We start from the raw sequence: 14752 nt of genomic DNA on the forward strand, positions 1-14752 counted from the left end.
GGCTGATCTCCCGCGCGTACCCCGTCGAGTGGTAGCCGCTCGCCTCGATCCCCCGGGCCAGGGCCTGCGCCGTCGGCAGGATCCCGTCCATCGAGCCCCGGTGGACGATCGTCGCCGCCTCGAACGGCGGCAGCTCGACCACCGTGACCCCGGTGTCACCCAGCGGCCCGTTCACGCCACGGTGCCGGGCCCCGCCCACAGCCCGTCGTCGGTCAGCCCGAGCAGGTCGATCGCGTTGCGGCGCACGATGCGGTCCACGACGTCGGCGTCCAGGTGCCCCATCTGCGCCTCGCCGACCTCGCGGGACTTGGGCCAGGTCGAGTCGGAGTGCGGGTAGTCCGTCTCGTACAGGACGTTGCCCACCCCGATCGAGTCCAGGTTCTTCAGCCCGAACGCGTCGTCGAAGAAGCAGCCGTAGACGTGCTCGGCGAACAGCTCCGACGGCGGGCGGTGGACCTTGTCGGCCACACCGCCCCAGGCGCGGTTCTCCTCCCAGACAACGTCGGCGCGTTCCAGGATGTATGGAATCCAGCCGATCTGTCCCTCCGCGTACATGATCCGCAGGTTCGGGAAGCGTTCGAACTTGCCGCTCATCAGCCAGTCGACCATCGAAAAGCAGCAGTTGGCGAAGGTGATGGTGGAGCCGACGGCCGGCGGGGCGTCGGCCGAGGTCGAGGGCATCTTCGAGGACGAGCCGATGTGCATGGCGATCACCGTCCCCGTCTCGTCGCAGGCCCGCAGGAACGGGTCCCAGTCGTCCGCGTGGATGGACGGCAGCCCGAGATGCGGCGGTATCTCGGAGAACGCCACGGCCCGCACCCCGCGCGCGGCGTTGCGCCGGACCTCGTCGGCGGCCAGTCGGGCGTCCCAGAGCGGGACCAGGGTGAGCGGGATGAGCCGGCCGTGCGCGTCCGGCCCGCACCACTCCTCGACCATCCAGTCGTTGTACGCGCGCACCCCGAGCAGCCCCAGTTCGCGGTCCCTCGCCTCGGTGAAGGTCTGGCCGCAGAAGCGGGGGAAGGTCGGGAAGCAGAGGGCGGACTGGACGTGGTTGACGTCCATGTCGGCGAGCCGCTCGGGCACCGAGAACGAACCCGGGCGCATCTGCTCGTACGTGATGACTTCGAGCTTGATCTCGTCCCGGTCGTAGCCGACGGCCGTGTCGAGCCGGGTGAGCGGGCGGTGCAGGTCCTCGTAGACCCACCAGTCGCCGATCGGCCCGTCGTCCCCCTTCTCACCCATCACGGGCGCGAACTTGCCGCCCATGAAGGTCATTTCCTTGAGCGGCGCCCGGACGATGCGCGGCCCTGAGTCCGCGTACTTGGACGGGAGCCGGTCCCGCCAGACATGAGCGGGCTCCACCGTGTGGTCGTCCACCGAGATGATCTTCGGGAAGGTCTCCATGCGTACCAAGGTAGCGCCGATCTGACGAACCGTCAGCTACTACGGAGCGCCCGGAACTCCGGACGGGCCCCGGAACGGGGCCCCGTTCCACAATCGTTGTCGAGGGCTTGTGCAGAGAGTCACCCACTGCTGACGCGCGCCCCGTTCGCAAGGCAGACTGTTGACGGCGATACCAACGGTATGGAGCAATCCGGATGGTCCAGGTGAATCCGGATATATGCCAGGTGCCGGGCAGCGCACAGAGCAGGACAAGGAGACAGCAATGGGCCGTGACGACGGGCCACGGGCACGTGTTCCGGAGCAACGTGCCCCGGAACGGGCGACGGTGGAGGAGGCCGAGCTGCACTTTTCGCTGCTCGGCCCGGTGAGGGCCCGGCGGGGCGAGGAGACGCTGCCCTCCGGCTCACCCCAGCAGCGCGCCCTGCTGACGGCCCTGCTGCTCCGGGGCGGCCGCACCGCGACGGCCGCCGAACTCATCGACGCCATCTGGGGCGAGGACCCGCCCTCGCAGGCCCTGGCCGCGGTACGCACCTACGCCTCGCGCCTCCGCAAGACCCTGGGGCCGCTGACCCTGGCGAGCGATTCCGGCGGGTACGCGATGCGGATCGGGCCCGAGGCGCTCGACCTGACCGTGGCCCAGGACCGGGCGGCCGAAGCGGAGAAGGCCCGGGCGTCGGGCGACCGCTGCCGCGCCCGGACCCTGCTGAACGAGGCGCTCGGCCTCTGGGACGGCGAGGCCCTGGCCTCCGTGCCCGGCCCGTACGCGGAGTACCAGCGCTCCCGGCTGGAGGAGTGGCGGCTCCAGCTCACCGAGACCCGCCTCGATCTGGACCTGGAGGTCGGCTGCCACGCGGAGGCGGTCTCCGAACTGACCGCGCTCACCGCCGCGCACCCGCTGCGCGAACGGCTGCGGGAACTCCTGATGGTGGCCCTGTACCGCAGCGGCCGCCAGGCGGAGGCGCTCGCCGTCTACGCCGACACCCGGCGGCTGCTCGCCGAGGAACTGGGCGTCGACCCGCGCCCCGAACTCGCCACGCTCCAGCAGCGCATCCTCCAGGCGGACGAGGACCTGGCCCGCCCGGCCGACGAACCCGTACCGGCCTCGGCACCGGTCCGCCCGGCGCAGTTGCCCGCCACGGTCCCGGACTTCACCGGCCGTACGTCCTTCGTCCGTGAACTGGGCGACCGCCTGGCCACCGCGGAGGGCTCCGTCATGGCCGTCTCCGCCCTCGCCGGCATCGGCGGCGTCGGCAAGACGACCCTCGCCGTGCACGTCGCCCACCAGGCCCGCCGGCACTTCCCGGACGGCCAGCTCTACGTCGACCTCCAGGGCGCTGGCGCCCGCGCGGCCGAGCCGGAGACGGTGCTCGGCGCGTTCCTGCGCGCCCTGGGCACGGCGGACTCCGCGATCCCCGACTCCCTGGACGAACGCGCCGCGCTCTACCGCTCCACGCTGGACGGCCGCCGCATCCTCGTCCTCCTGGACAACGCCCACGACGCGGCCCAGATCCGCCCCCTGCTCCCCGGCACGGCGGGCTGCGCGGCACTGGTCACCAGCCGGGTCCGGATGGTCGACCTGGCGGGCGCGCACCTCGTCGACCTCGACGTGATGTCGCCCGAGGAGGCGCTCCAGCTCTTCACCCGGATCGTGGGCGAGGAGCGCATCAACTCCGAACGCGAGGCGGCCCTGGACGTGGTGGCCGCCTGCGGCTTCCTCCCCCTCGCCATCCGCATCGCGGCCTCCCGCCTGGCGGCCCGCCGCACCTGGACGGTCTCCGTCCTGGCCGGGAAGCTCGCGGACGAACGCCGCCGGCTGGACGAGCTCCAGGCGGGCGACCTCGCGGTGAAGGCCACCTTCGAACTCGGCTACGGCCAGCTGGAACCCGCCCAGGCCCGCGCCTTCCGCCTCCTGGGCCTCGCGGACGGCCCGGACATCTCCCTGGCCGCCGCGGCGGCCCTGCTGAACCTGGAGATCCACGCGGCGGAGGACCTCCTGGAGGCCCTGGTCGACACGAGCCTCGTGGAGTCGGCCGCGCCGGGCCGCTACCGCTACCACGACCTGGTGCGCCTCTACGCGCGTGCGTGCGCGGAGCGGGACGAGGAGGTACCGGAGGAGCGGGAGTCGGCGTTGTCGCGGCTGCTGGACTTCTATCTGGCGACGGCTGCGGGGGTGTATGCGCTGGAGCGGCCGGGGGATCGGTTGGTGGATCACCTGGAGCGCACGCAGCATGCGGGATTGTCGTTCGGCAATCGGCATGACGCCCAGGACTGGCTCTATGCAGAGGCCAGCACATTGCTGGCGTGTGTATGCCAGTCCTCCGGCCCTGGGACGCTCCGCCGCGCTATTGACCTTCTTTGGGCCGCACTGGATCTCGCCGAGTCCGGTGCCAACTCGAAGCAGTACGAGGCAGCCGCCTCATTCATGTTGTCCGCCGCGCGTGCAGGCGACGACCGCCGGGCCGAGCGGCGGGCTTTGGTCACATTGAGCAATGCTCATCTGGTCGCGGGCCGATTCACACTGGCCGATCAAGAAGCCGTACAAGTCCTGGAGTTGTCGCGCCTCACGTGTGATCCACTTCCTGACTGCTGGGCGTTCAATCACCGCGGGGTCATCGCCATTTATCAGAGTCGCCACGAGGATGGAGAGAAGTACCTGACCCAGGCGATCGAGGACTTCCGTGCGGGCGAGAACCTCCCCGGTGAGGCTTCCTCCCTGTGCAATCTGTCCCGGGTCCACCTGGCCATGGGTCGGACAACAAGTGCTGTCGCACTGGCCCGGAAGGGGATCGACATCTACGACAGCATGGGTCATTCCCTTCGGGGTGCGAACGCCCGGTACGCACTTGGGATCGCGTTGACCCGAAGCGGCGAGCTCACCGAGGCGACCAGTAGCTTCCTGGAAGCCTTGGACGTCTTCCGCGACAGCCGTCAACGGCTCTGGGAAGGCATGACCATGTTCCGTCTCGCAGAGACGGACCTGGCCGGAGACAACCCGGCCCAGGCGGCCTCCAAGGCCGAGACGGCACTGACCGTCCTGCGCGGTATTGGCGGCGAGTGGCGCCGCGGGAATGTACTCACCGTCCTCGGTCATGCTCTCACCCGAATCGGCCAGTCCGGACGAGCCGCAGCCTGCTGGCGCGAGGCCCTTTCGATCTACGATGCTCTCGACTCCGACGAGGCGGCCGAAATCCGCACCCTCCTGATGCGTGTACCCACCGACCAGGCGTAAGGACCGGTCGGCTCGGGCGTTCATCGTTCGTTTATCGCCGGGCGGCAAGCTCATGCATGTCGATCCGTCGCGTCGGGGGGCAGACGGGGCGACGAGCGGCCGAACCACTAAGGTGAACGGCCCTGACAGGGCCCGCCCGGCAGTCCACGGGGGAACAGCCGGACGGGCCCTCCTTACGCAACATGCCAGCTACAACGGAGATGACCATCATGGGCGAACTGAAGAAGACCGACCCGATCGTCAAGCCGCAGGACACCCACGCGACCGGCGAGGAAACTGGCACGGCGACGACCCAGGACACACACGCGACGGGCGGCGACATCAAGACCCTTGACACCCACGCCACCGGCGGCGGCATAAAGCCGCTGGACACCCACGCCACGAGCGAGCCGGCCAACTAGAGCTGCAATTCGACGGGGTACGGGGGAGCGGCCGCGGCGGCGCGGAGGGGGAGCCGTCGCGGCCGCTGCATGTCCACGTACGGGACCGGTCAACGCGATCGCGTCAACGTTCGGCTGCTTCCCGCCAGAGGGGTACCGCCTTCGCCCCCCCCTGTCATTAGCGTCACTTCACGTCCGGAAGCTCGATCCCATCACAGGAGTTGGAATGACCCGTACGAAGAAGACGCTCGTCGCCGCCGCGTTCGCCGTGGCCCTCGGCATCGGCGGCGCCTCGCCGGCCCTGGCAGAGAACCACGCAGGCGACACCCCCGTCAGCACGCACGAGAACCACGCCGGCGTGGTGACCCCGCAGGAGAACCACGCCGGCTGAGCCAGAGAGCGTGCGACCAGTGGGGCCCGAGCCACCCGGCTCGGGCCCCTCCGGCGTACCCCCTACAAAGCCCGCCCCCGCTGCCGCCCCGCGATCACCGCGAGAACCGCAGCGAAGGCGTACGGGTCGCCGTGCAGTCCGGTGGACCTGAGCAGGCGAGTCGCCTCCTCGGCGACGCTCCGGCTGACGGGCTCGACCGCGACGCCCGAGATGGCTTAGTCCCAGAAGGGCTGGCTGATCTTGCTGCGGTAAGCCTCGACCAGGGGCATCGCGCTCGTCACCACGCGAATGCCCGAACGGTGGGCGTCCTTCAGGAGGGCCTTCATACCCGGGTCTCCGAGTGCGGCCCGGGCGAGGCCTTCGGCGTCCAGGACGTACGCGAGGTCGGACATCAGGCCGCCTGCCCGTGCCGCGCCGAGCCCGAGATCCGGCGCGCACTGCACGCCGCCGACGCCGGGCCCGATGTCGCCGCCGAAGCCGAGGCATGGCTCGACGAGAGCGCGCTCGTCCGAATGCCGTCGCTCCTCTTCGACCGCGCGGGACAGCTGTCGCCCGGCAACCGGCTCCACTCCCTGGACGCCCTGCACCTGGCCGCCGCACAGGGGCTCGGCAAGGCGCTCATCTCGTTCGTCGTGTACGACAAACCGCTGGTCGAGTCCGCACGGGAACTGGGCCTGCCCGTCGCCTGCCCCGGGGCGGGCTGAGCGCGTCAGCGCCCCCGCAGCTCCCCCTTCACCACCTTGCCGCTCGCATTGCGCGGGAGCTCGCTGACGAACTCCACCGCCCTCGGCACCTTGTAGTTCGCCATCTCCCGCCGCGACCACGCGATCAGGTCGTCCGCCGTCACCGTCGCGCCCGGCCGGCGCACCGCGTACGCCTTGCCGACCTCTCCCAGGCGCGGGTCGGGGACGCCGATCACCGCGACATCGGCGACGTCCGGGTGGAGGCCCAGGAGCTGTTCGATCTCCGCGGGGTAGGCGTTGAAGCCGCCGACGATGAACATGTCCTTGATCCGGTCCGTGATGCGCAGGTTGCCGGCCTCGTCCAGGATGCCGACGTCGCCCGTGTGCAGCCAGCCGTCCGAGGTGATCGTGGCGGCCGTGGTCTCCGGGTCCTCGAAGTAGCCGCTCATCACGTGGAAGCCGCGGACCAGGATCTCGCCGGGGGTGCCGGGGGCGGCCAGGACGCGGAGTTCCGTGCCGGGGATCGCCCGGCCCGAGGTCGAGGCTATGACCTCCGCCGGGTCGCCGCGGCGGCACATCGTGACGATGCCGCTCGCCTCGGAGAGACCGTAGGCGGTCAGGACCGTGTCGATGTGCAGCTCCGTGCGGAGCCGTTCGACCAGCTGGAGAGGGACCACGGCCGCTCCCGTCACCACCAGGCGCAGGGCCGAGAGGTCGTGCGAGGAACGGGCCGGGTGGTCCAGCAGGGACTGGTGGAGCGTGGGCGGGCCGGGCAGGACCGAGATGCGTTCGGCGGCGATGTTGGCGAGGACCGTGTCCACGTTGAAGACCGGCTGCGGGATCATCGTCGCGCCCCGCATCAGGCAGGCGATGATGCCCGCCTTGTAGCCGAAGGTGTGGAAGAACGGGTTCACGATCAGATAGCGGTCGCCCTCGCGCAGCCCCGCCAGCTCGCTCCAGATCGCGTAGCAGCGCAGGGTCTGGGCGTGACTGATGACCGCGCCCTTGGGGCGGCCCGTCGTGCCCGAGGTGTAGATGATGTCGGAGGGCGCGGAGGCCGGGATCGTGTCGGCCCGTGCACGTACCTGCTCGGCGGATATCCGCTCCCCCGACGCCAGGAAGTCCTTCCAGGTCAGGTAGTCGTCAGCCTCGGGGGCAGTGTCGGCCAGCACCACCACCCGCTCCAGGTGCGGGAGTTCGGTCTCGGAGCGGCGCAGGGATGCCACGTACGACGTACCGAGGAAGGTGCCCGTGACGAAGAGCAGCTTCGCGCGGCTCCGCTCCAGGACGTACGCCGCCTCCGTGCCCTTGAAGCGGGTGTTCAGCGGGACCAGGACCGCGCCTGCGGTCACCGCGCCGAGCGCGGAGACGATCCAGTCCAGCGTGTTCGGCGCCCAGACCGCGACCCGGTCGCCCGGCTCCACGCCGGAGGCCATGCACGCGGCGGCGGCCCGCTCCACGCGGTCGCCGAGTTCCGTGTACGTGATCCGGGTGCGGCCCTCGACGACCGCCTCCCGGTCGCCGTAGCGCCTCGCCGCCTCCCGTACCAGGTTCGGGACGGTGGACCATTCCTCGTCGCCGCGCATCTCGTGCCCTCCCGTCGTCGAACCGGAACGCCGTAGCCGCCCCGTAGCTGACTATCCGTCAGATTAGCTGTAGCCTCCTCCGCTGTCAGCAGTCATGACGGCCTCGGAGGTGGCGGGTGGCGACGCTCAAGGACAAGGCAGCGATAGCCGGTATCGGGCAGACGGAGTTCGCGAAACACCTGCCCGAGTCAGAGAAGACCCTGGCGTGCCGGGCGATCGTCGCGGCGCTGGACGACGCGGGCATCGCCGCGTCGGAGGTGGACGCGTTCGCCTCGTACACGATGGAGGAGACCGACGAGGTCGAGGTCGCCAAGGCGATCGGGGCCGGTGACGTCACCTTCTTCAGCAAGGTGGGGTACGGGGGCGGCGGCTCCTGCGCGACGCTCGCGCATCTGGCGGCCGGCGTCGCCACCGGGCAGGCGAGCGTCGGCGTCGCCTGGCGGTCACGCAAGCGCGGGTCGGGGCCCCGGCCCTGGAAGAACACCGCCGTGCAGCTGCCCACCCCCGCCCAGTGGACCCGGCCCTACGGACTGCTGCGGCCCGCCGACGAGATCGGGATGCTGGCCCGGCGGTACATGCACGAGTACGGGGCGACCCGCGACCACCTCTTCAACGTCGCGCTCGCCTGCCGCAACCGGGCCAACCAGAACCCGGACGCGGTGATGTACGAACGGCCGCTGACCCGCGAGATGTACATGACCTCGCGCTGGATCAGCGAACCGCTCTGCCTCTTCGACAACTGCCTGGAGACGGACGGCGCCCTGGCCTGCGTCATCGTCTCCGCCGAACGCGCCCGCGACTGCCGGCAGAAGCCCGTCTACCTCCACTCCGTCGCCCAGGGGCTGCCCGCCCAGCACCACGGGATGGTCAACTACTGGAACGACGACCCGCTCACCGGGCCCGCCTGGACGGCGGCCCGACAGCTCTGGAAGCAGGCCGACTTCGGGCCGGGCGATGTCGATGTGGCGCAGATCTACGACGCGTTCACGCCGCTCATCCCGCTCTCGCTGGAGGGGTACGGGTTCTGCGGGCGCGGCGAGGGCGCCGCGTTCACCGAGGGCGGGGCGCTGGAGAGCGGCGGGCGGCTGCCGATCAACACGGGCGGCGGAGGGCTCAGCGAGGGCTATGTGCACGGCTTCAACCTCATCAACGAGGGCGTGAAGCAGTTGCGCGGCATCTCCACCGCCCAGGTCCCGGACGCCTCGACCTGCCTGGTCACTGCCGGGGAGGGTGTCCCCACGTCCGCCGTACTGCTGAGGAATTGAGGAGCTGACCGCAATGGATGGACTGCTGCTGCCCGTCGTCGACGAGGACGGCGCTCCCTTCTGGGAGTACGCGGCCCGCGGCGAACTGCGCGTCCAGGCGTGCGCCGCCCCGGACTGCGGACGGCTCCGCTTCCCGCCCCGGCCGTGCTGCCCGCACTGCCAGTCCTTCGACAGCGAGTGGCGGGTGATGAGCGGACGCGGCCGCATCTGGTCGTACGTCCTGCCGCATCCGCCGCTGCTGCCCGCGTACGCCGCCCAGGCGCCGTACAACGCCGTGATCGTCGAGCTGGCCGACGCCCCGGAGATCCGGCTCGTCGGGAATGTGGTCACGGGGCCGGACGCACCGCTGAACTCCGTCGATCCGGCGCGGCTGCGGATCGGGGCGGCGGTGAAGGCGGTCTTCTGCCCCGTCTCCCCCGACGCGCCGCCGCTGGTCCGCTGGACGCTGGAGCGGTGACCTGAGATGGCGCTGCGCACGGAGACGGACCAGGAGACCGGGGTCGCGCTGCTGACCCTGGACCGGCCGGGCAGGCTCAACGCGATCGATCTGGCCACGGCCGCCGAACTCACCGCTGCCTGGCGGGCGTTCCGGTTCGACGACGAGGTGCGGGCCGTCGTGGTCACGGGGGCGGGAGGACGGGCGTTCTGCACCGGGATCGACCGGGGTGTGGACGTCCCGCAGCCCTCGTCCCCGTACACGATCGACGATCCGCTGCTCACGATCGGGCCGAAGGCCAACGACCTGTGGAAGCCGGTGATCGCGGCCGTGGAGGGAATGGCCTGCGGCGGGGCCTTCTACCTGCTGGGCGAGGCGGAGTTCGTCATCGCGTCCGAGGAGGCCACGTTCTTCGACCCGCACACCACGTACGGCATGGTCAGCGCGTACGAGGCCATCGCCATGGCGCAGCGGATGCCGTTCGGCGAGGTGGCCCGGATGTCCCTGATGGGGACGGCGGAACGGGTCACGGCCCGGCGTGCGTACGAGACCGGGCTGGTCAGCGAGGTGACCCCGCCCGGTGGCGCGGTGGCGGCGGCGCTGCGGGCGGCGGCCGTCATCGCCTCGTACCCGTCGGCCGGGGTGCAGGGGACGGTACGCGCGCTCTGGTCCGCGAAGGAGGCGGCCCGGGCCCAGGCCTTCGCCCACGCCCCGCACCTGATCGCGCTCGGGAACCTGGCGCCGGAGGGGCAGGAGGAGCTGTTCAGAGGACGGGGCGGGGGTGGCGATACGTTCCGGCTGCGGTGAGGGCGGAGGCCGGTCGTCAGTAGGTGAGTTCGGCGGTGACCGCGCACTTCTTCACGCGGGAGACCTTGCTCGGGCTGCTCATGCGGACGGAGACCGTCTTCGTGTCGCCGCCGTCCGCGGACACGGTGGCCTCACCGGTGTCCACGGTGTTCCCCACCGCGTCGAGGAAGGTCACGTCGACCTCGTACGAGTGGCTGCCGGCCGCGTTCGCGGTGAGCCGCACGGTGGAGGTGGTGACGGCCTTGCGCTTGCCCTTGCGGGGGGCCGCACAGCGGAAGACGTACGCCTGCGGGGCGTCCGTGGCCGTGGCGGTGGGGGTCACGCTCGTGGAACCCGAGGAGCCGCTCGACGAGCTGTAGTCGTCGTCGTAGTCCGAGTCGGAGTCGGTGTCGTGGTACGTGCCGTTGCTCTTCTTGGAGCTGGAGCACCCGCCGCCGCCGCTGCTGCTGCTCGACTTGCTCTTCCCGCTCCTGCTCTTGCTGCCGCCCTTGCCTCCGCTGCTGGAGGTGGAGAAGCCGGTGAGCGCGAGCACCACCGCGACCAGGACCACGGTGAGCTTCACGTGTTGCCGCACCATCGGTACGTCCCCCTTGTGTTGTCCTTCGTCTGTGCTGCGTGCCGGCTCCGTTGCCGGACGGCCGCGCGACACCGTAGCGCACAGCATGGAGGGCCCCGACCGGCAGTCCGGTCATGGCCCTGTCACGGTCTCGTCATCGTCTGTCTGGTGGCGTGGGTCATGCCTCCGGCGTAGCGTCGAGTCGAGAGCGGTGAGGATCGGCGTCGCCGGCCGGCGCGCGCCTCCCGCCCGCGGGAGGTACCGGACATGATCCGTAACGTCCTCGGCTCGATCGTCGCTCTCCTAGGAGCGGCGGCCGCCGTGCTGAGCCCCTTCCGTGACTGGTACGACGGCCGCCTCGGGCGGTACTACGGGGTCGACGACCTGTTCACCGGCGTCACCTCGGCCCACCCGGGCGTGATGGGCTCGATCCTGCTGCCCTTCCTCTTCGCCGCGGTCCTGGCGGTCGTGGGCGTGGTGCTCCGGTTCCGGCCGCTGGTCGCGCTCGCGGGTGTGCTGGTGCTCGGGTTCACGGTGCTGTGGATGGTGCGTCAGGGGCAGGCGACGGGCAGCCTGACGGTCGCGGGCGACGGTTCGGGACTGCAACCGGGTGTGGCGGGCGCGGCCGGCGGCGGTGTGCTGCTTCTGCTGGGGGCGGCGCTGATGTCCGGACGGGGGCGGGGGCGCCGCTCTGCCGAGCGGCCGGATCGCCGCGAGCGGCCGTACGCGGCGCCGGGGTCGGCGGACCCGGACACGTGGCCGCCTACGCGGGAGCCGGGGCCGTCGGTGCAGACGAGTCCGTGGCCGGAGCCGGAGGTGGACCCTTACGTGGGTCCGGGGCCGGGGCCGGGGCCGCGGAGCGGGCCGCCGCCGGGGCCGCCGTCCGGGCCGCCGTCGGGTTCGCCGTCCGGGGCCCCGCGTGACCCCGACACGGAGCCGACCGCGACGTACCCGGTCCAGGACCGGCCGGACGAGTCGGGCCGGCCGCCCCGTTGACCCCGGCCGGGTCCCGGCTGCGCTCTCACGGGGGTGCCCCTCCTGGCGCGACCGGGCCCCGACCAAGCCCGTCCGGCGATTGAGGACGAAGCGCCACCCCTTGAGCCCGTCCGGCGATTGAGGACGAAGCGCCACCCCTTGAGCCCGTCCGGCGATTGAGGACGAAGCGGCCACCGGGCGCCCCCGGACCTTTGTGCAACGCCCGCCACATCCCCGGTTCCGTCCTCAATCGCCGGACGGGCTGGGGTGGGCGCACGCGTCCCCAAACGCCGGACCGGCTGGGGTGGGCGGGCGCGCGTCCCAAACGCCGGACCGGCTGGGGTGAGCGGCGCGTCCCCGCACGGCGGACCGGCTGGGATGGGCGGGCGCGCGTCCCCGCACGGCGGACCGGCTGGGGTGAGCGGCGCGTCCCCGAACGCCGGACCGGCGGGGATGGGCGGGCGCGCGTCCTCAAACGCCGGACCGGCTGGGGTGGGCGCGCGTCCCCGCACGGCGGACCGGCTGGGGTGGGCGGCCAGGCTCGGGCCGCCCAGGCCTACGTGCGGGCCCTGTTGCCCGTGCCCGTGCCCTTCTGCGCGTCCAGCGCGTACACGCAGCGGTCCTTGCTGCACGCATAGACCACCCCGCCCTGCGCCACCGGCGAACCCGTGATCTCGCCGCCCGTGGCCAGCTTCCAGCGGAGCTGGCCGCCCGCCGCGTCCAGGGTGTAGAGCACGTGGTCCGCCGAGCCGAAGTGGACGCGGCCGTCGGCGACGACCGGTGCGCCCACCACCTCGCCGCCCGCGGCGAACCGCCACTTCGGGGTGCCCGTGACCGCGTCCAGCGTGTACAGCGCGCTGCCACTGCCGACGTGCACGTTGCCCGCCACCACCAGCACCGGCTCGATGGACTGGCGGGACTCCGTGGCGATGCGCCAGCGGTCCTTGCCCGTCGAGGCGTCCAGGGCGTACACCGTGCCCAGGTAGTCCGCGAGGTACACCCCGCCGCCGGTGACGGCCGGGCCGGGGGCGAAGGCGGGCGGGGAGAGGAAGACGGCCGGTGACTCGAAGTGCCAGCGCACATGGCCGGAGGCGATGTCCACGGCGAGGACCCGGGTCCCCGCCGAGACGTACACATAGCCGTCGGCCGCCGGGGTCACCCGGACCGGCACTCCGCCGCAGGAGGCCGCGTCGCCGACCGGGTAGGACCAGCGCTCGGTCCCGGTGCGGGCGTCGACGGCCCGCAGCCGGGCGTCCTGCCAGAGGTAGACCGTGCCGTCGTGCAGCGCCGGTCCGGCCTCCGCCGTCTCGAAGTCCGTCTGCGCGCCGTGGATCTCCCAGAGCCGCTCGCCCGTGGACGCCTCCCACGCCTGGACGCCGCCGCCCCGCGTACCGGTGACGACCGTGCCGCGTTCGGCCTTCAGGGAGTACACCCACGCGTCGGACTGGAGCCGCCACCGCTCGGTGCCGGTCGTCGCGTCGAGCGCGTAGAGGGACGGGCCGTCGGAGGCGAGGATGCTGCCGCCGTCCACGGCCATCGCCCAGGCCACGTCACGGGTCTTGAACTGGCGCCGCCCGTTGCCGGTGTCCAGCGCGTGCACCTCGAAGGAGGTGACGTACAGCAGGTCGCCGACGACGACCGGCGTCCCCCACACGTCGTTCGACATCCGGAACCGCCAGGGCCGCCAGCGCCCCGGGGCCGCGGGCGCGCTGTCGGGCGCCTGCGCGGGAGCGGGTACGGGGGCGGTCGGAGCGGTGACCGCCCCGTTCACCCCGGCGGGCGGGCGTACCCAGCCGGTCGCCGGACCGGCCTCGGCAGAGGCCGCCGAGCCACGTACGTCCTGGGCGAGCGGGCCCGGACCGATCGGCACATGGACGCCGGACAGCCGCACCGGACCCCCGTCGGACACGTGGGCCGGCTGCTGCGGCGGCGGCGCCACGGGGGCCGGCGGCACGGGAGCGGGCGGAACCGAAACCGGCGGCGCGGCGGCGATCGCGCGTCCGCCGCCGCGGCGCTGTTCGATCATGGCGGTCGCGGACGCCGGCAGCCAGGCCGACGCCGTGCCGCTGTCGTCGCTGCCGGAGGCGAAGAGGTGCGGGGAGAGCTGGGCCTGCAGTTCGGCGGGGGTGGGCCGCATCGAGGCGTCCATCTGCATGCACGACTCGATCAGCGACCGCAGATCATCGGGCAGACCGGTCACGTCCGGGCCCTCGCGCAGCAGCATGAAGACCGTCTCGACCGGGTTGGCGCCGTGGAACGGGGCATGGCCGGTCGCGGCGAAGACGAGGGTCGAGCCGAGCGAGAAGATGTCGCTCGCGCCCGTCACGCTGCGCGAGTCCCGCGCCTGCTCGGGCGACATGTACGCCGGCGTGCCCACGGCCACGTTCGTCATGGTGAGCCGGGTGTTGGAGACACCGGACGCGATCCCGAAGTCGATCACCCGCGGCCCGTCCTCGACGACGAGCACGTTGGACGGCTTCATGTCGCGGTGGACGAGCTTCGCCCCGTGGATGGACTGCAGGGCCTCCGCGATGCCCGCCGCCAGCCAGCGCACGGCCTGCGTCGGCATGGGGCCGCACTCATTCACTATCTCTTCGAGCGAGGGCGCGGGCACATAGGCGGTGGCGAGCCAGGGCACCGCGGCGCGCGGGTCCGCGTCGACCACGGCGGCCGTGTAGAAACCGCTGACGGCGCGGGCGGCCTCCACCTCGCGCGTGAAGCGGACCCGGAACAGCTGGTCCTCGGCCAGTTCCGTACGGACCGTCTTGATCGCCACCCGCCGGCCGGACGCCGAGCGGGCGAGATAGACCAGCCCCATGCCGCCGGCCCCGAGCCGTCCCAGCACCTCGAACGGGCCGATCCGCCTCGGGTCGTGCTGCGTCAGCTGCTCCACCACTTGCCTGCCACCTCCCCGTACGGACCTCCGTGAGGAGAGGTCCGCGAAAAACCCGCCGTGTGCAGCGTCTCATCAGTGGGCACCACCCGGCGGTGCGCACCCCGATTCTTCCTGGCCGGGGCGCCGGTTGCGAACCCGGGGGCG

Annotated in this window: 12 protein-coding genes; 8 read left to right on the top strand and 4 right to left on the bottom strand. The window is 72.0% G+C overall.

All coding sequences use genetic code 11. The features are described 5' to 3' along the window. Positions 1–171: 171 nt before the first annotated feature. Positions 172–1404 carry an amidohydrolase family protein gene (locus EAO72_RS23490; protein WP_148019251.1) on the bottom strand — a complete coding sequence of 411 codons (1233 nt, stop codon included), beginning with the start codon at positions 1402–1404 and terminating at the stop codon, positions 172–174. Between the two features lie 262 nt (positions 1405–1666). On the opposite strand from EAO72_RS23490, the gene EAO72_RS23495 reads away from it, so the two are divergent. From EAO72_RS23495 to EAO72_RS23505, 4 genes are all read left to right on the top strand, one after another. Next, positions 1667–4633 (top strand): AfsR/SARP family transcriptional regulator, encoded by a 2967-nt coding sequence (locus tag EAO72_RS23495; protein ID WP_148019252.1) that lies wholly within the window; start codon positions 1667–1669, stop codon positions 4631–4633. 182 nt (positions 4634–4815) lie between these two features. After that, positions 4816–5034, top strand: coding sequence for a hypothetical protein (locus EAO72_RS23500; protein ID WP_410090491.1), 219 nt, complete (start codon positions 4816–4818; stop codon positions 5032–5034). A 205-nt stretch (positions 5035–5239) separates the two neighbouring features. Then, positions 5240–5404 carry a hypothetical protein gene (locus EAO72_RS42140; protein WP_187285186.1) on the top strand — a complete coding sequence of 55 codons (165 nt, stop codon included), beginning with the start codon at positions 5240–5242 and terminating at the stop codon, positions 5402–5404. Positions 5405–5703: 299 nt separating this feature from the next. Beyond that, a complete protein-coding gene (locus EAO72_RS23505) occupies positions 5704–6108 on the top strand; it encodes a PIN domain-containing protein (protein ID WP_148019253.1) in 405 nt (134 codons plus the stop codon). A gap of 5 nt (positions 6109–6113) precedes the next feature. On the opposite strand, the gene EAO72_RS23510 is transcribed toward EAO72_RS23505, so the two are convergent. Then, on the bottom strand, positions 6114–7673 hold the full coding sequence (locus EAO72_RS23510) for a FadD3 family acyl-CoA ligase (protein WP_148019254.1): 1560 nt from the start codon (positions 7671–7673) through the stop codon (positions 6114–6116). Between the two features lie 116 nt (positions 7674–7789). Between EAO72_RS23510 and EAO72_RS23515 the strand changes: the two genes are divergently transcribed. Genes EAO72_RS23515 through EAO72_RS23525 form a run of 3 tightly spaced genes read left to right on the top strand, consistent with a single transcriptional unit; the run spans position 7790 to position 10181 of the window. Further along, positions 7790–8938: a lipid-transfer protein gene (locus EAO72_RS23515; RefSeq protein ID WP_148019255.1), complete on the top strand. Its 1149-nt coding sequence runs from the start codon at positions 7790–7792 to the stop codon at positions 8936–8938. A 13-nt stretch (positions 8939–8951) separates the two neighbouring features. After that, positions 8952–9395, top strand: a complete 444-nt coding sequence (locus EAO72_RS23520; protein WP_148019256.1) for a Zn-ribbon domain-containing OB-fold protein — start codon at positions 8952–8954, stop codon at positions 9393–9395. A 6-nt stretch (positions 9396–9401) separates the two neighbouring features. Beyond that, the gene (locus tag EAO72_RS23525; RefSeq protein ID WP_148019257.1) at positions 9402–10181 is read left to right on the top strand and encodes an enoyl-CoA hydratase/isomerase family protein; all 780 of its coding nucleotides are present in this window, start codon (positions 9402–9404) and stop codon (positions 10179–10181) included. 16 nt (positions 10182–10197) lie between these two features. Here the strand turns inward: EAO72_RS23525 and EAO72_RS23530 are convergent, their stop codons facing one another. After that, a complete protein-coding gene (locus EAO72_RS23530; protein WP_148019258.1) occupies positions 10198–10758 on the bottom strand; it encodes a hypothetical protein in 561 nt (186 codons plus the stop codon). Positions 10759–11004: 246 nt separating this feature from the next. Between EAO72_RS23530 and EAO72_RS23535 the strand changes: the two genes are divergently transcribed. Further along, positions 11005–11733, top strand: a complete 729-nt coding sequence (locus EAO72_RS23535; RefSeq protein WP_261991611.1) for a hypothetical protein — start codon at positions 11005–11007, stop codon at positions 11731–11733. A 535-nt stretch (positions 11734–12268) separates the two neighbouring features. Here the strand turns inward: EAO72_RS23535 and EAO72_RS23540 are convergent. Continuing rightward, on the bottom strand, positions 12269–14605 hold the full coding sequence (locus tag EAO72_RS23540; RefSeq protein ID WP_148021990.1) for a serine/threonine-protein kinase: 2337 nt from the start codon (positions 14603–14605) through the stop codon (positions 12269–12271). Between the last annotated feature and the right edge of the window lie 147 nt (positions 14606–14752).

This window comes from Streptomyces sp. OR43 (assembly GCF_008042275.1).
Taxonomy (GTDB): Bacteria; Actinomycetota; Actinomycetes; order Streptomycetales; family Streptomycetaceae; genus Streptomyces.